18 protein-coding genes are annotated in these 19,934 nt (G+C 44.0%); 9 read left to right on the top strand and 9 right to left on the bottom strand.

All coding sequences use genetic code 11. From position 1 onward, the window contains the following. The first annotated feature begins 15 nt into the window (after positions 1-15). From addB to BO219_RS00575, 5 genes are read left to right on the top strand one after another with little or no spacing between them, the layout of a single operon-like run. Positions 16-3,480, top strand: a complete 3,465-nt coding sequence (addB, locus tag BO219_RS00595; protein ID WP_077427730.1) for a helicase-exonuclease AddAB subunit AddB — start codon at positions 16-18, stop codon at positions 3,478-3,480. 4 nt (positions 3,481-3,484) lie between these two features. After that, on the top strand, positions 3,485-7,114 hold the full coding sequence (gene addA, locus BO219_RS00590; protein ID WP_077427728.1) for a helicase-exonuclease AddAB subunit AddA: 3,630 nt from the start codon (positions 3,485-3,487) through the stop codon (positions 7,112-7,114). A 1-nt stretch (position 7,115) separates the two neighbouring features. Next, positions 7,116-8,276 carry an exonuclease SbcCD subunit D gene (locus tag BO219_RS00585; protein ID WP_077427726.1) on the top strand — a complete coding sequence of 387 codons (1,161 nt, stop codon included), beginning with the start codon at positions 7,116-7,118 and terminating at the stop codon, positions 8,274-8,276. Then, entirely contained in the window at positions 8,273-11,632 is a 3,360-nt protein-coding gene (locus BO219_RS00580; RefSeq protein ID WP_077427724.1) for an AAA family ATPase, read from the top strand. The genes BO219_RS00585 and BO219_RS00580 overlap by 4 nt, the downstream gene beginning before the upstream one ends. A gap of 12 nt (positions 11,633-11,644) precedes the next feature. After that, entirely contained in the window at positions 11,645-11,923 is a 279-nt protein-coding gene (locus BO219_RS00575; protein WP_077427722.1) for an HNH endonuclease, read from the top strand. Here BO219_RS00575 and BO219_RS00570 read toward each other — a convergent pair. The 7 genes from BO219_RS00570 to BO219_RS00540 form a co-directional block, all read right to left on the bottom strand. Continuing rightward, positions 11,920-12,141 carry a spore germination protein gene (locus BO219_RS00570; protein WP_077427720.1) on the bottom strand — a complete coding sequence of 74 codons (222 nt, stop codon included), beginning with the start codon at positions 12,139-12,141 and terminating at the stop codon, positions 11,920-11,922. The genes BO219_RS00575 and BO219_RS00570 overlap by 4 nt on opposite strands. Then, positions 12,116-12,511 (bottom strand): spore germination protein GerPE, encoded by a 396-nt coding sequence (locus BO219_RS00565; protein WP_077427718.1) that lies wholly within the window; start codon positions 12,509-12,511, stop codon positions 12,116-12,118. Before BO219_RS00565 ends, BO219_RS00570 begins: the two co-directional genes overlap by 26 nt. Beyond that, positions 12,508-12,705, bottom strand: a complete 198-nt coding sequence (locus tag BO219_RS00560; protein WP_021093988.1) for a hypothetical protein — start codon at positions 12,703-12,705, stop codon at positions 12,508-12,510. Before BO219_RS00560 ends, BO219_RS00565 begins: the two co-directional genes overlap by 4 nt. Beyond that, complete coding sequence (gene gerPC, locus BO219_RS00555) at positions 12,702-13,286, bottom strand: spore germination protein GerPC (protein ID WP_077427716.1); 585 nt, start codon at positions 13,284-13,286, stop codon at positions 12,702-12,704. The genes BO219_RS00560 and gerPC overlap by 4 nt, the downstream gene beginning before the upstream one ends. Positions 13,287-13,358: 72 nt before the next feature. Beyond that, complete coding sequence (locus BO219_RS00550; RefSeq protein WP_077427714.1) at positions 13,359-13,571, bottom strand: spore germination protein GerPB; 213 nt, start codon at positions 13,569-13,571, stop codon at positions 13,359-13,361. Positions 13,572-13,583: 12 nt separating this feature from the next. Continuing rightward, positions 13,584-13,805, bottom strand: a complete 222-nt coding sequence (locus tag BO219_RS00545) for a spore germination protein (protein WP_006319006.1) — start codon at positions 13,803-13,805, stop codon at positions 13,584-13,586. Between the two features lie 3 nt (positions 13,806-13,808). Continuing rightward, entirely contained in the window at positions 13,809-14,033 is a 225-nt protein-coding gene (locus BO219_RS00540) for a spore germination protein (RefSeq protein ID WP_009361956.1), read from the bottom strand. A gap of 139 nt (positions 14,034-14,172) precedes the next feature. On the opposite strand from BO219_RS00540, the gene BO219_RS00535 reads away from it, so the two are divergent. Together BO219_RS00535 and BO219_RS00530 are read left to right on the top strand one after the other, a co-directional pair. After that, on the top strand, positions 14,173-15,765 hold the full coding sequence (locus BO219_RS00535; RefSeq protein ID WP_077427712.1) for a long-chain-fatty-acid--CoA ligase: 1,593 nt from the start codon (positions 14,173-14,175) through the stop codon (positions 15,763-15,765). 71 nt (positions 15,766-15,836) lie between these two features. Then, entirely contained in the window at positions 15,837-16,946 is a 1,110-nt protein-coding gene (locus BO219_RS00530) for a DUF418 domain-containing protein (RefSeq protein ID WP_077427710.1), read from the top strand. A 5-nt stretch (positions 16,947-16,951) separates the two neighbouring features. Here BO219_RS00530 and BO219_RS00525 read toward each other — a convergent pair whose 3' ends face one another. After that, complete coding sequence (locus BO219_RS00525) at positions 16,952-17,131, bottom strand: aspartyl-phosphate phosphatase Spo0E family protein (RefSeq protein WP_035046237.1); 180 nt, start codon at positions 17,129-17,131, stop codon at positions 16,952-16,954. A 186-nt stretch (positions 17,132-17,317) separates the two neighbouring features. Between BO219_RS00525 and BO219_RS00520 the strand changes: the two genes are divergently transcribed. After that, the gene (locus tag BO219_RS00520; protein ID WP_077427708.1) at positions 17,318-18,181 is read left to right on the top strand and encodes a fumarylacetoacetate hydrolase family protein; all 864 of its coding nucleotides are present in this window, start codon (positions 17,318-17,320) and stop codon (positions 18,179-18,181) included. 20 nt (positions 18,182-18,201) lie between these two features. Here BO219_RS00520 and BO219_RS00515 read toward each other — a convergent pair whose 3' ends face one another. Beyond that, on the bottom strand, positions 18,202-19,443 hold the full coding sequence (locus BO219_RS00515; protein WP_052023524.1) for an ornithine--oxo-acid transaminase: 1,242 nt from the start codon (positions 19,441-19,443) through the stop codon (positions 18,202-18,204). Positions 19,444-19,539: 96 nt separating this feature from the next. Between BO219_RS00515 and BO219_RS00510 the strand changes: the two genes are divergently transcribed. Continuing rightward, entirely contained in the window at positions 19,540-19,896 is a 357-nt protein-coding gene (locus BO219_RS00510) for a YisL family protein (RefSeq protein ID WP_077427706.1), read from the top strand. The last annotated feature ends 38 nt before the right edge of the window (positions 19,897-19,934 follow it).

Here is a 19,934-nt window from a genome sequence, read left to right as displayed (position 1 = left end):
AAAGGATGGACAAATATGTCTGTACGTTTCATCATCGGGCGCTCAGGAAGCGGAAAAACGACAATGTGTTTAAAAGAAATGATCGATCAACTCGCACAAAAACCAGATGGCGATCCGATTATTTACCTCGTTCCTGAACAAATGACGTTTCAATCGGAGTACGCGTTAATAAACGGTAGCCTCAAAGGAATGATTCGAGCACAAGTATTTAGTTTCACGCGCCTTGCTTGGCGTATTTTGCAAGAGACAGGCGGCATGAGCCGCCATCATTTAACGCAAACAGGCGTACATATGTTGCTAAGGAAAATTGTTGAACAGCAAAAAGAGCAGTTAACGTTGTTTCAGAAAGCGGCGGATAAACGTGGCTTTATTGAACAACTTGAACAAATGTTGACAGAATATAAACGGTATTGTGTGACGCCAGCGACGTTAAAACAAACGGAAGAGCAGCTGCGCCGCCATGCGACCGCAAATGAAACCGTGCTTGCCGATAAATTAAAAGATACAGCGATGATTTTTGAGCAATTTGAACAACAGATGGCGCATCATTACGTCGATTCGGAAGATTATTTACGGTTGCTTGCCGAAAAAATTCGCCATTCTTCTTATATGAAACGCGCGCACATTTACATGGACGGTTTTTATGAATTTACGCCGCAAGAATATATGGTCATCGAACAATTATTTATTCATTGCCCGCATGTGACCGTTGCACTCACGTTAGATGCCCCGTATGAGCAACTGCCGGATGATTTGCATGTCTTTCGCAATACGTGGCGGACGTATGCGCAATTGCGCGACATCGCGTTGCAAAATGGGGTACCGATTGAAAAAGTAGAACAACTTCGTCACAACGTCCGCCATAAACATGAAGAACTCCGTCATCTTGAAGCGCATTACGATGATCGACCTGTCTGTAAGTGGGAAAAACAAACGGAAGCGATCATCATTGGGGAAGCGACCACACGCCGAGCGGAAATGGAAGGCATTGCACGTGAAATCATTCGACTTGTACGAGATGAAAAGTATCGCTATCGTGACATCGCTTTATTGATTCGTAACGTAGGAGATTATCGCAACGTGTTAAAAACGGTGTTTGCCGACTATCGCATTCCGTATTTTATTGACGAAAAAGAACCGATGCTCGATCATCCGTTTATTGAATGGTTGCGCGCAAGTATGGAAGCAGTGCGGACAAATTTTCGTTATGAAGCGGTGTTTCGTGCAGTGAAAACAGATTTCTTTTTTCACCTCGACCAATCTGTACATGATATGCGCATGGCGATGGATCAACTTGAAAACTATGTGCTTGCTTCTGGGATCCAAGGAGATAAGTGGACGGAGCATTGGACGTATCGTAAATATAAAGGACTAGAAGGTGTGCATGCACCTCAAACTGATGAAGAAAAACGATATGAACAACAATTAAACGAATGGCGTAAACTTGTCATTTCGCCATTATTGGTTTTACAAAAGCGGTTAAAACAAGCGAAAACGGGGCGCGAGCAATGTGAAGCGCTATATGCATATGCAGAACACCTTCAAATTCCGCAAAAATTAGAACGGTTGCGCGATGAAGCGGAAGAAAGAGGTGATCTGTCCGCAGCCCGCCACCACGAACAAGTGTGGCAAGCGTTTATTGACTTGCTCGATCAATACGTTGAAATATTAGGGGATGAAACGCTTTCGCTTGAAACATTTTTAACGATTATCGAAACGGGATTTGAAAGTTTGCAGTTTTCTCTCGTGCCACCGGCAACGGATCAAGTATTAATTGCGCATTTCGATCGTTCGCGCCTTTCGAATATTCGTTGTACGTTTCTTGTAGGGGTAAATGAAGGCGTCATTCCGATGCGTAAAAATGATGACGGCATGTTGTCGGAAACGGATCGAGAATTGTTGCATCATTATTCTTTACATGTTGCTCCGGCAAGCCGTGAGCGGTTGCTTGATGAGCCGTTTTTGCTTTATTTAGCGCTTGTTAGTCCGTCTGAACGTTTATATGTGACGTATGCGCTTTCTGACGAGCAAGAAAAAACGTTGTTGCCATCGATGTTCATAAAACGGCTGACCGATATGTTCCCGAACGTGACAAAAATGCAATGGGGGACGGATCCGTTTTTACTCCCACTACAACAACAGCTGACGTATGTGACAAACGATGTGGCAACGCTCGGTCCGCTCGTGCAACAACTTGAAGCGTGGAAGCGACAATATGCCATTGAGCCGATATGGTGGGATGTATACAATGCCTATGTACAACATGAACAATGGAAAGAACGAATGGCGGTCGTTGTACGTGCGTTATTTTATGAAAATCGCGCGAAACGTTTAAATAAGCAGCTTGCGAAAGCGTTATATGGAAAAAAAGTGAAAGCGAGCATTTCGCGTATGGAGACGTTTAACCGTTGTCCGTTCGCTCATTTTGCGGCGCACGGCTTAAAGTTAAAAGAACGGACGGTCTTTCAATTGAAGGCGCCAGACATGGGACAGTTGTTTCATCAGGCGTTAAAAGTGATCGCCGATCGTTTGCGTCAAGAGCAACTTCCGTGGAGTCAATTATCAAAACAGCAATGTGAACAGTTGTCGTACGAGGCGGTGGAGCAAATTGCTCCGTACATTCAACAAGAAGTGTTGTTAAGCACACACCGTTACCGATATATGAAGAAAAAGTTACAGACGATTATGACGAAAGCGACGACCGTATTAAGCGAGCACGCCAAGCGGAGCGGCTTTGTGCCGATTGGTGTAGAATTAGGGTTTGGTGATGGAGAACCGCTTCCACCGCTTACATTTACATTATCGGACGGAACCGTATTGCAGTTTGTCGGTCGCATTGATCGCGTCGACCAAGCAACGAGCGAACAGGGGGTGCTTCTCCGCATTATTGACTATAAATCAAAGCAAAAGACGCTCGATTTAACGGAAGTGTATTACGGTTTAGCGTTGCAAATGTTGGCCTATTTAGATATTGTGCTTGAGTATGCGGAAAAGCTCGTTGGTACATCGGCGTTTCCAGCTGGAGTGTTATACTTCCCGATTCATAATCCAACGATAAAAGTGAATGAATGGCTTGATGAACATGAGTTAGAGAAAAAGTTTTTAGAACAGTTTAAAATGGGCGGATATGTATTAGCAGATGAAAAAACGGTTCGCTTAATGGATGAGCATGTAGAGCCGGGGACAAGCTCTCTTATCGTTCCTGTCCGTTTAAATAAAAATGGAACGTTTGCGCAACATTCAAAAGTGTTAACAGAGCAACAGTTTACGATGTTACGGCAACATGTACGTCGCTTTATTGTTGATGTTGGCGAACAAATGATCGAAGGTGTGACGCATATTGCACCGTACAAACAAAAAAATAAAACCGCATGTCAATATTGTGAGTTTCGCGATGTATGCCAATTTGACGAAGGGATTGATGCGGAACAATATCGCGTATTAACACCGAAACAGATTGATGAATGGTTAAAGGGGTGATTGTGTGATTCCGCCAAAACCACGAGAAAGTCAATGGACAGATGAACAGTGGCAAGCGATTTATGCGACTGGAAAACATACGCTCGTTGCCGCAGCAGCAGGATCAGGAAAAACCGCGGTGCTCGTTGAACGCATCATTCAAAAAATATTGCATACGACACAGCCGATCGATGTCGATCGATTGCTTGTCGTCACGTTTACAAATGCGGCGGCGGCGGAAATGCGCCAACGCATCGGGGAAGCGTTAGAGCGAGCGCTTGAAAAAGAACCACATTCGCTTCATTTACGGAGACAGCTCAGCCTTTTGCAAAAGGCGTCCATTTCCACGATTCACTCGTTTTGTTTAGATGTCATTCGCAAATATTATTACGTCATTGGCATCGACCCGGTGTTTCGCATCGCGGATGAGGGAGAGATGGCGTTATTAAAAGAAGAAGTGTTAGAAGCGTTATTTGAACAATATTATACCGAAAACGACGAAGCATTTTTAGCCGTTGTTGATCGCTATACGAGCGATCGCACAGATGCGGATTTACAGACGCTTATTTTGCGGTTATACGAGTTTTCACGTTCGCATCCAAACCCAAGTGGATGGTTGCAACAAATCGTTCATATGTATGACGTGGAAGAAGGTGCGCGCATCGATGACTTACCGTATGCCCATTACCTTTTTCAAGCGGTTGATTTGGCGCTTGAAGCAGCAGAATATCGCTTAGCGCAGGCATTGCAAAAAACGAAAGAGCCGGGCGGTCCCGCTTATTTATACGATACGCTCGCAAGCGACGAACAAGTCATTGCAAAGCTAAAAGAAGCGCGCCATGAGTCGTGGCAAAAGCTACATGAAGCAATGAAAAACGTGTCGTTTGCAACGGCAAAAAGAAAGCCGAAAGACGGCGCATATGATGAACAGCTTGTGGAAGATGTAAAAAAATTGCGCGATCAAGTGAAAAAAGAAATAAGTAGTTTAACAGAGGAATTGTTTTCGTTTCAACCTGCGACATACGTGCGTCATTTGCGTGAAATGAAGCCGATTGTGGCAACGATCGTACAAATGGTGCAACGGTTTGCTGATTTGCTGCAAGCGAAAAAAGATGAAAAAGGCGTCGTCGATTTTTCTGACTTAGAACATTACTGTTTACGCATTTTACGCGCTCCTTCTCTCGAGCATGAGCTAAAGCCGTCAGAAGCGGCTCTTTATTATCGAGCACAATTTGCGGAAGTGCTCGTTGACGAATATCAAGATACAAATATGGTGCAAGAGTCGATTTTACGGCTCGTATCGAACGATGATGAAGCAACGGGCAACATGTTTATGGTGGGAGACGTAAAACAATCGATTTACGGTTTTCGTCTTGCGGAACCGTCGCTTTTTTTACAAAAATATAATCGGTTTACGAAAGATGGCGACGGTGGACTTCGCATCGATTTAGCGAAAAACTTTCGCAGCCGAAAAGAAATATTGGACGGCACAAATTTTATTTTTCGACAACTGATGACCGAAACGGTCGGCGATATGCGTTATGATGACGATGCTGCGCTTCGCTTTGGTGCGCAGGATTATCCTGACAAACAAGTACCGGTTGAATGCGTATGGATAAATGAAGCAAAAGAAGAAAGCGATGAAGAAGAACAAGAGGACGTGACGGCCATTCAGCTTGAAGCTCGCTGGATCGCTAAAAAAATTAAGCAGTTGCTTGCTGAGCCGTTTTTCGTTTACGATCGTCGCTTAAAAGGAGAGCGACGTTTAATGTATCGCGACATCGTTATTTTATGCCGTTCGATGTCATCAGCTTCAGCGATGTTAGAAGAATTTCGTAAGCAAAACGTCCCTGTATACGCCGAGTTATCGAGCGGTTACTTTTCTGCGACGGAAGTGTCGGTCATGTTGTCGCTTTTAAAAGTCATTGACAATCCGTATCAAGACATTCCGCTTGCGGCGGTACTTCGCTCTCCGATTGTCGGCTTAGACGAAGAAGCGTTGGCGCGCATTCGCTTAGCGAAGAAAGATGGAGCTTTTTATGAGGCGTTGCGTGCTTTTGTACAGGAGCCACATGATGATGAACTGCATGAAAAAATGAAACGTTGGCTTGCGTCCTTATCAGAATGGCGCACAGCGGCGAGACAAAAACCGCTTGCGGATTTGATTTGGCAATTGTATCGAGAAACGAATTTTTACGATTACGTCGGTGGGATGCCTGGCGGAAAACAGCGACAAGCAAATTTGCGCGCGTTATACGATCGGGCCAAACAATATGAACAAACGTCGTTTCGCGGCATTTTCCGCTTTTTACGATTTATTGAGCGGCTAAAAGAGCGAGAAGACGATTTCGGTGCTGCACGATCGTTGACAGAACAAGAAGACGTTGTACGCATGATGACGATTCATAAAAGTAAAGGGCTTGAGTTTCCGATCGTCTTTTTAGCAGGTGCAGCAAAATCGTTTAATATGCAAGATTTGCGCAGCGACTATATATTAGATAAAGATTTCGGACTAGGGATGCGCTTCGTTCACCCGGCGTGGCGAGCAAGCTACCCGACGGTTGCACAATTGGCGATAAAGAAAAAAATGAAATGGCAACTGCTAGCGGAAGAAATGCGTATTTTATATGTCGCCTTAACGCGAGCAAAAGAAAAATTGTACATCGTCTGTACCGCAAAAGATATGGAAGCGAAAAAGAAAAAATGGCAAGAAGTTGCTTATATACAAACGTGGGAATTGCCATCTTATGTGATCGAAAAAGCGAAAAGCTATGCGGATTGGATTGGCTATGCATTAGTTCGGCACCAACAAGGGATATGTTCGTCTTCAACGGTGCTTCATGATCCATCATTATGGGATATACACATCGTGCCAGCGCATACGCTCGAACAAGAAGACGAGCAAGCGAATGAACATCGTGACATCGTAGAGGCGATTCAACAGCTGCAACCTGTGGCGATAAAAAGCGAATACGAAGAAGAAGTGAATCGTCGTCTATTTTGGACGTATACGCACGCTCCTGCGACTGTGTTAAGAGCGAAACAAAGCGTATCGGAGTTAAAGCGGCAACGCGACATATACGGTGATCATGCAGAACAGCCGTTTCGAAAAGAGCTTGTTGACCGTCCGCGCTTTTTGCAAGCGAAAATGATGACGCCAGCGGAGCGAGGAACGATGATGCACCTTGTCATGCAACATGTTGATGTCACAAAAGAAGTGACGATTGATACGGTGCGGGAGCAAATCGCGCGCATGGTGAACGGTGAATGGTTAACGGAAGAACAGGCAACGGTTATTGATGTAGAGAGCATCGTCGCTTTTTTCCACACTCCGATTGGTAAACGAATGCAACGTGCGACTCGGCTTGAACGGGAAGTACCGTTTTATTTGGCGCACGAAATGGAAGGGGAAACAGTGGTCGTTCAAGGGGTTATTGATTGCGTGTTTGAAGATGAACATGGGCTCGTTTTAATTGACTATAAAACCGATCGCGTGTCATGGATGAGCGACCCGAAAGAACAATTAAAGCGACGATATAAAGGGCAATTGGCGTTATATCGGGAAGCGATTGAAGCGATTTGGGGAAAGAAAGTAACAGAAACGTATGTGTACGCTTTTGATGGTGCGCTACTTGTAGCGATGGGGGGAAATTAATTTGCGTATTTTACATACAGCCGATTGGCATTTAGGAAAAACACTTGAAGGACGGAGCCGCTTACTCGAGCAAGAAGCGGTCATCGATGAAATGGTCGAAATCGTACAAAAAGAAAACATTGATGTCGTATTGCTTGCAGGAGATGCGTTCGATACAGTCAATCCGCCTGCTGATGCGGAAAAGCTTTTTTATGAAGCGCTTTCGCGGTTAAGCGATTACGGTAAGCGTCACGTTGTCGTCATTGCAGGAAACCATGATCATCCGGGACGTTTAAGCGCTGCCGCTCCGATTGCAAATATGCACGCCATTACGTTGCTAGGGTTTCCGACCGATCGTGTGCAACAAATTTACGTTCCATCAAGCGATGAGACGTTAATGGTCGGAGCGCTTCCCTATCCGTCAGAGGCGCGACTGAATGAATTGTTGGCGGAGGAGTGCGACGAAGCGTTGTTGCGCGCACGATATGATGAACGCATTCGAGCCATTTTTGCGAAAATGAACGAATCGTTTCGAGAGGATGCGGTGAATATTGCGATGAGCCATTTATATGTTGCAGGCGGGGCAACGTGCGACTCCGAGCGTCCGATTGAGCTCGGTGGGGCGTATACCGTATCGCCGGCAAGCTTTCCTGCGCAGGCGCAATATGTCGCACTCGGTCATTTGCACCGTCCGCAAGATGTAAAACATGCGGTCATGCCGGCGCGCTATTCCGGTTCACCGCTTGCTTACAGTTTTTCCGAAGCAGGATACAGCAAGTCTGTCACGATCATTGATGTACAGCCACGTTGCACACCGATCATTTCAGAATATTTATTGTCAAAAGGTCGACCACTCGTGAAATGGAGGGCAGAAGGGCTTGCGCAAGTGTATCGTTGGATTGAGGAAGGGCGCGATCGCGGCGCGTGGATTGATTTAGAAATTGATGTCGAGCAATCGTTAACGTTAGAAGAAACACATCGACTACGCAAATTGTATGATGGATTTGTTCATATTCGCCCGAACTATTTAAAGAAAGAAGAAGTTATTCGTGAAGTGCATACCGATGTGCCAATCGAAACGTTATTTACGCGTTTTTATGAACGACAAACAGGTGGAGGGAAACCGTCCGAAGAGATCGTTCAACTATTTTTACAGCTCGTTGCCGAGGAGGACGAACAATGAAGCCGATTCGTTTAACGATCGCAGGATTGCATAGTTTTCGTCAAAAAGAAACGATTGACTTTGAAAAACTATGCGAAGGTGGATTATTTGGCATTTTCGGACCGACAGGAAGCGGGAAGTCATCGATTTTAGATGCGATGACGCTCGCTTTATACGGAAATGTAGAGCGTGCGTCCAATCAAACGAACGGAATTATGAATCATGCAGAAAACGAATTATTCGTTTCGTTTACGTTTGAGTTGCAAAATGCAAGTGGGGCTAAACGATATACCGTTGAGCGCTCGTTTAAGCGTGCGGATGCGTTGCGCATTCGCTCCGTCGTCAGCCGCCTAATTGAAGAAGGAGCGGAACGAGTCGTCATTGCAGATAAAACACGGCTTGTCGATGAGCAAGTAAAACAATTGCTCGGTTTAGAAATGAAAGACTTTACACGAGCCGTTGTGTTACCACAAGGAAAATTCGCGGAATTTTTATCGCTTAAAGGGTCAGAGCGCCGTCAAATGTTGCAGCGGTTGTTTCATCTCGAACGGTATGGAGACGAATTAAATAAAAAATTAAAAAATAAATTAGCCGAGGCGTCAGCAAAGCTCGAGGCGATTAAAGGGGAACAAGCAGGGCTTGGCGATGCGTCAAAAGAACAAGTCGAGAAACAAAAGCAAGCATTAGCAGAAAAAAAAGAGGAGTTAGAGAGAGCGAAAAACAAGTTGCGTCACATCCATGAACAATACGAAAAAGAAAAGCAATTATGGCAATGGCAATGTGAAAAAGAAAAAGTTGAACATGAACTAAACAAATGGCGCGAACAAGAAGAACAGATGAAACAGCTTGCGCAAACGTATGAGCGAAGTAAAGAGGCGGAGCGACTTGTGCCGTATATGGAACAAGTCGAACGAAGTGCACAAGAAGTTGTAAGTTGGCAAAAAAAAGCAAGTGAACTAGCTTCCCAATTACAACAAACAAGCGTGATGTATGAACAAGCAAGTAAACAATATGAACAATGTCGTGTGAAAAAGAACGAAGAAGAACCGAAAGCGTTGCAAAAAAAAGAGCAGTTGAAACAAGCGTTGCAAACGTTGGCGCTTATGCGATCGCTTGAACAACAACAAGCAAAGCTGCGCGCGAGCTTGCGAGAGATCGAGCAAAAAGAACAACAAGCGCTCCAAATGGTTGAAATGTGCACGAAAGAATATACGACATGGAGTGCGAAACAAGCAGAGTTGAAAAAACAATGGGAAGAAAAAAAAGTAGACGTACATGTCAAAGAGCGATTGGAGCAAGCATACGAGATAAAAAAGCGAATTCAATTGCAGCAACAACAGCTTGAAGAGCTAGAAAAGGAAAAAGAAAACAAACAAAAAATGTACGAAACGTTGAAACAAACGTACGACGAAGTAATGAAACAAATGAAAGAAACCGAAGCGCGATTCGTTGCAACGTTTCGTTATGTCGAATCGTTGTATCATCGTGTATGTGAGCGCGAAAAGCAAGTTGCGGTACTCGTTTATCAAAAGAAAGAAGAAAGAAAGCAAATGGAAGCGGCGCGGTTACATGATTTAGCGGCAACGTTAGCCGAACGTTTGCGTGATGGCGAGGCTTGTCCTGTTTGTGGTTCGACGCATCATCCGAATCGAGCAAAAAGAAAAGAAATGGCGCTCGAGGAAGAAGTGATGAAACGAATGGAGCATTCCATTCAACATGGGGAACAGCTCATGATCGCTATGCAACAAATCAAAGTGCAAGTGGAGCAATTGGCCGAACTGATGGCGCAGCAACCGTTGCCGCAGCATGTTGATGTCGAAAAAGTGAAACGAGAAGTTGAAGAAACACCGCTTTGTTCGTTACAAGAGGCTGAAGTCGAACGAAAGGCGCTGTATCAAGATTACGTGGAATGTCGGGAACGTGTGCGTCACTACATGGAACAATGGAACGAACAAAAACAAAAACAACAGCAATATGCATACCAAATGGAAACGATCGGTCAACAAATTCGTGAATGGGAAGAAAAATGTTTAGAAAAACGTGCACGAGTTGAAGAAGAAAAAAAGATGTGGCATGAGGCGTATCCAGATGTATCGTTCGAACAAGTAGATGCGATGCTTTCTGATCTTCGCGAACGGGAACGCGAAGCTCAACAGCTACAACAGCGTATTGAAAAAAGCGTCATTGTGCTAGATGATAAACGAGTTGAATTGGAGCGATGGAAAGAAACATATCAAGACATGACGAAACAAAAAGCACAATGTATGACCGAATGGAATATGCACAAGCAGCAATACGAACAATATAAACGAACGCTACCCGAAGAGATAGACGAGGAGCGTGTGCAACAACAGATCGTTTTTATGGAACAATCGCTACAACGTATGAAACGGGAAGAAGAAGAAGCGTATGCGCGCTGGATGAACTTACAACAACAATTGCAAACGTTACAAGCCGATAAACAAGCAGCAGATGTCGCTTTACAAGAAGCAGAAAAAAGAAAAAAAGAAGCAGAATATGCTTTGGCTGAACAATTGCAGACTAGCTCTTTTACAGCGGTCGATGACGTACGCGCTTCTCGTTTAGATGAACAAACGAAACAACAAATCGCTCAACGCATTCAACAATATAACGATGTGCTCACGAAGTTGCAAAACGAATGGCAACGATTACATGAAGCGATGAATGGGGCGGTTATGACGAAACAGCAATGGGAAGAGACGATGTACGCATACGAACAAGTGAAGCAACAAGTAGACGAACATATGCGTCAACTCGGTTCGCTCGAAGCAATCGTCGCCGATTTGGAAACGAAACATGTGCGCTTTGTGCAATTGCAACAAGAGCGAATGCAACTAGAGAAGGTCGTTGGTCAGTATGAAGAATTGCAAAAAGTTTTGCGCGGCAACAGTTTTGTTGAATTTATTGCCGAGGAACAGCTCGTTCATGTGACGCGCTATGCTTCCGAACGACTTGGCGAATTAACGAGACAGCGCTATGCGATTGAATTAGACTCCGAAGGCGGTTTTGTTATTCGTGATGACGCAAACGGTGGTGTACGTCGTCCGGTGACGACGCTGTCTGGCGGAGAGACGTTTTTAACATCTTTATCGTTAGCGTTAGCGTTATCGGCGCAAATTCAGTTGCGCGGAGAATATCCGCTTCAATTTTTCTTTTTAGATGAAGGGTTCGGTACGCTTGACCAAGAGTTGCTAGATGTCGTGATGAGCGCATTGGAACGATTACGGGCAGACAATATGGCGATTGGCGTCATTAGCCACGTGCAAGAGTTGCACGCACGCATGCCGAAACGGCTCATTGTGAAGCCAGCAGAACCGTCTGGAAAAGGAACGACCGTTTATCTTGAAGTGATGTAAAGGAGATTTGCAATGAAAGGGATGTGCGAACTTTGCGGAAGAGAAGGTGTTGTATTAACTGTTCACCATTTAACCCCAAAAGAGTACGGTGGCACAGAAACAGCAAAGTTATGCATCCCGTGCCATAAACAAATTCACGCCCTATATACAAACGAGGAGCTAGCCAGTCGACTATACACAATGGAACAGCTACAACATGATGAACAAATTGCGTCATTTGTTCGCTGGATTCGCAAACAACCAGCTGGGCGGATACCGAAAATAAAAAAAGCAAAGCGGCAAAAGCGTTAAGCATTGCTGACAACGTTTTGATCAAATACGTCGGAATCAAGCGTGTTTGTGAAGCTAATGCCGTTGTTAGTAATAATAAAGTTTCCCGTATTAAACGCGCCTGCGCCAGCAAATGTTTTCGAACTGATTTTCGGTGACACATATAACGTGTCCCCCACTTGCATGACGGCGCCGCTAGCGACGAGATTAATTTTAATCGGACCGACGAGAGCGGGCATACGGCTTCCCCCCTTCTAGTTGACGAATATGTTTGACACGTGAATTTGCCTCTACTGTTTTTGTTGAACCGATATGCACGACAGATGTAGAAGAAACCCCGATAATGCGCATAGAATGAACAGCGATGAGCGGACAATCGTGCAACGTATGGCGACAAAGCGGTTCAGCATCGATTGGTGGAGCGGGAATCGTTTTTGCAAAAATCGGAAAAGTAAGTGGAAATTCCCTACTATCCACATATTCGAGCTGTCGCTGAACAGCAAGTACTCGCGCTGACAGATGAATTTCTTGGCTATCCCCAATTTGTACGACGGAGCTAAAGGAAACAGCGTTGGCGCGAAGCAAGTGAACGACGGAAAGGCGGCTCATCGCTTTTCCTCATTTTTTTTATTGTTTTGTTTTGGCGGAAACGGACCGATAATTAACGATTCAGGTGGTGTATCAAATGCGGAAGCTAATTGAATCGTTTCGCTATCACCAACTAATACGAGCGAAGCGCTCGCTACGCCTCCGATGGCAATATGACCGACGGATAGATGATGATTCACAACTGTCATATTCATTCGTTCGTCTCCTCTCGTGGTAAATGTTTTAAAAACGTGTCAATCGAATGTTCAATATCTCTCTTTAAATAAGAAACGATCGTTTGTTGTAATGCATCGTTTGCTTGTTCATGTTCCCCGTATTGGCGCAAATAAAAATGAATGCGATCATCGATTTGCCGCGCAATATCTTGCAGTATAAATTCGCGGTATGCGGGATCGAGTGAACGTCCATATGTTTGTTCGATGCGGGCGATGATGTTTTCTCCTTCTTCTTGTAAATATGAATGGACAGCCGTTTGAATGTTGCGGAAAATAGGTGTTGGTTGCGGAATGATTGTTTGGCTTTTTGGAACCGCAAAATTTTCGATCGTATCTTCTCCAAACGTGGCAGGATTTAAACCGATATTTAACGTTCCTTCTAACGTTTCCACTTTTAATTGATCAAAATGATATTCAATTTTTTCGATCGTTGTATGCGGCTTTTTTTTTAATTGTTCATATTGCTGTTGTAAAGCGTTTACTGCTTGTTCAAGCGATTGCATTTTTTGTTGTTGCCATTTTAAATAAGCTTCAAGTTGTTTAAAATAATCGTGCCACATGTATGATGCCTCCTTCTTCGCCGACCCTTTTGCTTTCTAATGTATGGTCGAGCAGAAAGAAGTAGCACAGTTTTATACAGGGGATTGGAGTGGAACGAACGGTCCTTTTTCTCCTTGAATATTGATTTTCGCTTCTGGTGCTGGTTGTGTAAATTGACCGGTATTGCTTAATGTGGCGAGTGGTTGTACTTTTCCAGTTGTTCCGATTTGAAGAACGGATGAGTTTGTGAGCGAACCGATTTTTAATTGATGAATCGAAATCGTTTGTTGAATGTAAAAGTTCATCTTTTCACCTCGCTAGGCGTTTCCAGCGATATTGCTGTCAGCAATATCGCGGTCATTCGTATTTGTATTGCTATATTGGTTGTAAATGTGCAACCCGTCTCCCGTATTAAATGAACCCGCCCCAGCAAACGTTTTGGCAACGCTATACGGAGAGATAGCAAATACATCGCCAATGTGAAATACGCCGCCGCTTCCAATGCTGTTAATTTGAACTGCTCCAACAATGGCAGGCATTGGCTATCCCTTGCTTTTTACGTTGCCATCGGCGATGTCGGGGTCGATTGTATTTGTAAAGCTAATGAATGTATTCGTTTGTAAAAAGTCTCCTGTATTTCCGCCACCAGCACCTGCAAGCGATTTCGATGAACTTTTTGGGGCGATTTGCAACGTATCGCCGAAATTGACGGTCGCATCGCTGCTGACGTTCGTAATTTTTATTGGACCTGCAATATAGGAAGGCATGGCCATCATCCTTTCTCTCATTCTTTCCCTTACCCAATTATATGAAAACAAGAAAAGAAATGTGCTCCACCAAAAGAAAGATATGTTATAATATTTCTGAAAAATGATAATTTTTAGATATAAAAGTGGGGGATTGGGGATGAATGTGCCATTAGTATTAACGCATTTTTTAGACCGTGCCGTATCGCTTTATGGCGATAAAGTTGGCGTGATTAGCGAAGGGAAGTCGCTTACATATCGCGAGCTTAGTGAGCGCGTCAATCAGTTGTCGCACGGGTTAAGCGATTTAGGAGTAAAAAAGGGGGATCGTGTCGCTTATTTAGCGCCAAATACGTTAGAGATGCTCGAAGGATTTTACGGGGTATTTCAAACAGGAGCAATGATGGTGCCGCTCAACATCCGCTTAAAATCGGACGACTACGTATTTATTTTAAATCATAGTGAAAGTAAAGTGTTGTTCGTTGATTATGAGTTATATCATTTAATTGCACCAGTTAAAGACGAGCTACAAACGATTGAGTATATTATTGTACATGGGAAAGCAGACGACATTCATGAAATCGCTTACGATACATGGCTTGCGCAGTATACGAAAGAACCGTTTGAACGTCCGGATATTGACGAAAATGATGTATGTAGTTTGCTATATACGAGCGGAACGACAGGAAATCCAAAAGGGGTCATGCTCACACATCGCAACAACTACTTGCATGCGTTAAGTACAATGCACCATTTGCGCGTGTCAGACCGCGATGTATATTTGCACATTTTGCCGATGTTTCACGTAAACGGCTGGGGGGCGCCGTTTTATTACACAGCGAACGGAGCGACGCACGTTTGCTTGCGGAAAGCGATTCCTGAAGTCATTTTTGAGTACGTCAATCAATATAAAGTAACCGTTATGCATATGGCGCCGACGGTGTTAAATACGCTTTTGCAATATTATGAGCAACATGTACCGACAATTGAGCATGATGTGCGTGTCGTTATTGCAGGATCTGCGCCGCCACCAGCGTTTGTGACGCGTGTGGAGAAAGAATTAGGTTGGGAGTTTATTCAAGTATACGGCATGACGGAATCATCGCCATTAAGTACGGTGTCGACGATTCGTGCGCATCTCGACCATTTACCACTTAGCGATCAATATCGAATGAAAGCAAAAGCAGGCTATGCGATGATTGGCTGTGAAGTAAAAGTCGTCAATGAGCATGGCGAACAAGTGCCGCGCGACGGGAAAACGATCGGGGAAGTCATTGTGCGCAGCAACGGGGTGATGGCAGGATATTGGAAAAATCCAGAAGCGACAATGGAGACGATTCGCAACGGTTGGCTGCATACAGGAGACATGGCGACGATTGACGCATACGGAAACATTGACATTGTTGATCGGAAAAAAGATATTATTATTAGCGGTGGGGAAAACATTTCATCAATTGAAGTGGAAGGGGTGTTGTACGAGCACCCAGCTGTGCTTGAAGCAGCTGTCATCGCCGTTCCGCATGAAAAATGGGGTGAAACGCCGCATGCGTTTGTCGTCGTCCGTCCAGGAAAAGAAGTGACCGAACAAGAACTCATCGCTTTTTCACGTGAAAAACTTGCACATTTTAAAGCGATTACCGGGGTGACATTCGTTCAAGAATTGCCAAAAACCGCATCAGGAAAAATACAAAAAGTACATTTGCGCAACGAATATTGGCAATCGCTTGGGAAGGCGGGAAGATATGTGAATTAATAAGGAAGAGCCGTTGTCGATTGACAGACGGCTCTCTTTTCTTTACGCTGAAATGGAAAAGGAGGGGGAATATGCGTATTGCAACAATAGATGCGGTGCGTGGTTTGGCATTATTTGGTATTTTGCTTGTAAACGTTCTTGATTTTTCGCTTCCGATGTTATATGTTGATGCGTCGGTATTTGCGAAAGATGGGGTTGATCGTTTTCTGCTCGCATTTGTAGATATATTTGCGCAAGCGAGCTTTTATCCGCTTTTTTCGTTATTGTTCGGCTGGGGAGCATGGGTGATGTTTGAAAAAGGGGGCGAGCGGTTTCGAGCGACTTTTTTACGTCGATTGCTTGCGTTGTTGTTATTTGGTATGATTCATGCGTTTTTTATTTGGCATGGCGATATTTTAATCGGGTATGCGATAGTTGGTTTGTTTCTTTTTCCGTTTTTTCAAGCGAGCGCAAACACGTTACGTAACTGGGCGCTTTCGCTTTGGAGCAGTTGGGCTTTCGGTTCAACGATACTCATGTGGCTGATGTGGAAAGTAAGCGGCGATGTCGATTTTTCAGAGCCAGAGCTGGCAAGGCAGGCGATCGCAAATTATCAACAAGGCACATGGGAACAAATTTTTATGCAGCGAGCATATGATTGGTTGTACGTCAACTCATTGACACAAGCATTCATTTTTGTTTTAACGATTTTACCATTTTTTTTATTTGGTGCATATATTGCAAAAGAGAAGTGGTTTCATGATGTTAATCAGCATCGTTCCACCATACAAAAATGGTGCATCGGCGCGCTTATTGTTGGTATTATTTTTAAATTGTTGCCGTATATTGAAAAAAATATCGTCACAACGTATGCCCAAGATATGATTGGCGGGCCTGCCCTCGCTTTATTTTATTTGACCGCCTTCTTGTTTGTATCAGCGAAAGTGATTCGTTTTTTAGCCCCTGTTGGCAAAATGGCGTTCACAAACTATTTGATGCAATCAATTATTTGTACAACGATTTTTTATTCTTACGGCTTCGGATTATATGGGAAAGTAACGCCAAAACAAGCGCTCGCTGTGGCGCTCGGTGTATATGCTATGCAAATATGTTGGAGTCATTGGTGGCTGAAAAGACATCGCATCGGGCCGCTGGAGCGCGTATGGCGATGGATGACGTATGGAAAAAAGAAAACGACATGAATGCATCATGTCGTACATGGCTTGTCCTCTTTTTCTTTATGGAAAAGCACGGCTTCTTTCAAATGTTTATTTAACAATTCATCGAGCTCTTGACTGCATTGGATCGTTTCTTTCGCCGAAAAACCGTACATTTGCGCCAATTCAATTAATTGTCGTCTTTTCTTTTCGATAAGGGAAAGAGACATAATGTTCACCAACATTTTTCATTTTCGTCAACAGTCTGTAAACAACTGTACGTATAAACTATTATACATATTCTGAAGAAAAAGGAAATAGGATAATGTGCTGAAAAATAATTTTTTTACAAAGGAGTTTACATGTGAAAAAGAGAAAATGGTAATGTTCGATCATACGAAAAAGGGGATGAGGAGATGAAATTTGTTACAGCGCACGCCGGATCGGACGTGTTTGTCGGGGTTGTTCACGAGCAAAAAGTCGTTCATTTATCGAAAGCGGATGAAACGATACCGAATACGATGATCGAATGTCTCGAACTTGGTGAATCGTTTATTGAAAAAGTGCAACGTGTGCTTAGAAACGTGCAATTGGAATGGATGTACGCCCTCGATGATGTGCAGTTGCTTGCGCCGATTCCGCGGCCGACAAAAAATATTTTTTGCATCGGAAAAAATTATGCCGATCACGCGCAAGAAATGGGAAGCGTAGCGGATCGCGAAAATATGATCGTATTTTCGAAAGCGCCAACGACGGTCATCGGACATGAAGCACCGATTTTACGCCATGCGGATGTAACCGACCAGCTAGATTATGAAGGGGAACTTGCGATTATCATCGGAAAAAAAGGAAAGGCGATTCCGAAAGATCAAGCGCTTAATTACGTGTTCGGTTATACGATTATAAACGATGTGACGGCCCGCGATTTACAAGAGAGACATAAACAATATTTGCTTGGCAAAAGCTTAGATACGTCATGTCCAATGGGACCGTGGATCGTTCATCGTTCAGCAATGACCGAGCCGCATGCTTTACATATTGAAACGAAAGTAAATGGCGAAGTGAGACAATCGGCCACGACAGCGCAATTTATTTTCGACATTCCAACGATCATTGCGACGTTGTCGAAAGGAATGACGTTAGAGCCGGGAGATGTGATTGCGACAGGAACGCCAGCAGGAGTCGGAAAAGGCATGAATCCGCCACGCTTTTTACAGTCGGGGGATGTCATTGAAATTACAATTGAACAAATTGGAACGTTGCGAAATGTCGTGAAATAAAAGCTGGGATGCCCCAGCTTTTATTGTTCAAATACTTTTTTCACTTTTTCAATCGCCCAGTCGAGCTCTTCTTTTGTAATGACGAGTGGCGGAGCGAAACGGATGACTGTATCATGTGTTTCTTTACATAATAGCCCTTCTTTTTGTAGCTTTTCACAATATGGACGAGCAGGGACGTGTAATTCGACGCCGATAAACAACCCTCTGCCGCGCACTTCTTTAATGTCTGGATGGTTGATTTCGCGCAATTTTTCTTGGAAATATTGACCGAGTTCAAATGAACGCTCTGGCAATTTTTCTTCTACGATTACATCAAGCGCAGCGATCGAAACGGCACAAGCAAGCGGGTTACCCCCGAATGTCGATCCGTGCGAGCCTGGGTTGAATACACCAAGAATATCGCGATTTGCAGCTACGCATGAAATTGGGAATACACCACCACCGAGCGCTTTACCGAGAATGTACATGTCTGGTTCGACTTCTTCCCAATCGCACGCAAACATTTTACCTGAGCGGCCAAGCCCTGATTGAATTTCGTCGGCGATGTATAGCACGTTATGTTGTTTACATACGTCGTATGCCGCTTTTAAAAATCCTTCTGGTGGGATGTTAATGCCTGCTTCCCCTTGAATTGGTTCGAAAATAAACGCTGCTGTATTTGGTGTAATGGCTTGTTTGAGCGCTTCTACATCACCGAACGGAATGACTTTAATGCCAGGAAGCATCGGACCGAATCCGCGTTTATATTCTGGGTTCGATGACATCGATACAGCTGTCATCGTCCGTCCGTGGAAGTTATCTTCACAAACGATAATTTCCGCTTGGTCGGCAGGAACGCCTTTGACGTCATATGCCCAACGGCGCGCAGCTTTGACGGCTGTTTCGACCGCTTCCGCTCCTGTGTTCATCGGTAAAACCATCTCTTTGTTCGTTAATTTTGCCACTTTTTCATACCATGGACCGAGCTGGTCGTTATGAAATGCGCGCGATGTTAATGTAATTTTATTTGCTTGTTCAATAAGCGCTTGCACGATGCGCGGATGGCGATGTCCTTGGTTGACCGCTGAGTAAGCGCTTAACATATCCATATAACGATTCCCTTCTGGATCTTCTACCCATACACCTTCGCCTTTTGATAAGACGACTGGAAGTGGATGATAGTTATTTGCGCCGTATTTTTCTGTTAGTTCGATGATTTGTGTTGTTTTCACGTCAATCCCTCCTATTTCGATCGTCACATATATAACATACTTGAAGTGCATATAGAAAGTAAATAGAAAAGGAGAGCGTTTTCTTTTTCAATTCACGTACGGACGTGCTATTATAAGCATATATGAAGTGAAGAAAGGAGCATAGTTATGACACATGCACATATTACAACGTGGGTCGTTGCGCTTATTTTATTTGTCGTGGCGATTGCGCTTCAAGCGAAAGGACATGAAAAAACGAAAATGTTGCACATGTTGTTGCGCTTATTTTACATTTTAATCATTGCGACAGGTGCGTGGATTTTACATAGCATGTCCGCATTTCCATTTTTGTATATCGTCAAAGTGGTTGTCGGTTTATGGGTCATCGGAACGATGGAAATGATTCTCGTTCGAACAGCAAAAGGAAAAAATACGAACGTTCTTTGGCTTCAGTTCATTGTCGCATTCGTTGTTGTGTTATATCTTGGCTTTAAATTGCCGTTCGGTTTTTCATTCTTTTCGTAAAGTTGGCATATGTGCCAACTTTTTTCTTTTTCCATCAT

Origin of the sequence: Anoxybacillus kestanbolensis (assembly GCF_001996285.1) — a bacterium.
GTDB classification, from domain to species: domain Bacteria; phylum Bacillota; class Bacilli; order Bacillales; family Anoxybacillaceae; genus Anoxybacillus; species Anoxybacillus kestanbolensis_A.
Note: the sequence above shows the minus strand (reverse complement) of the source record. Positions and strands in the feature narration are given on the sequence as shown.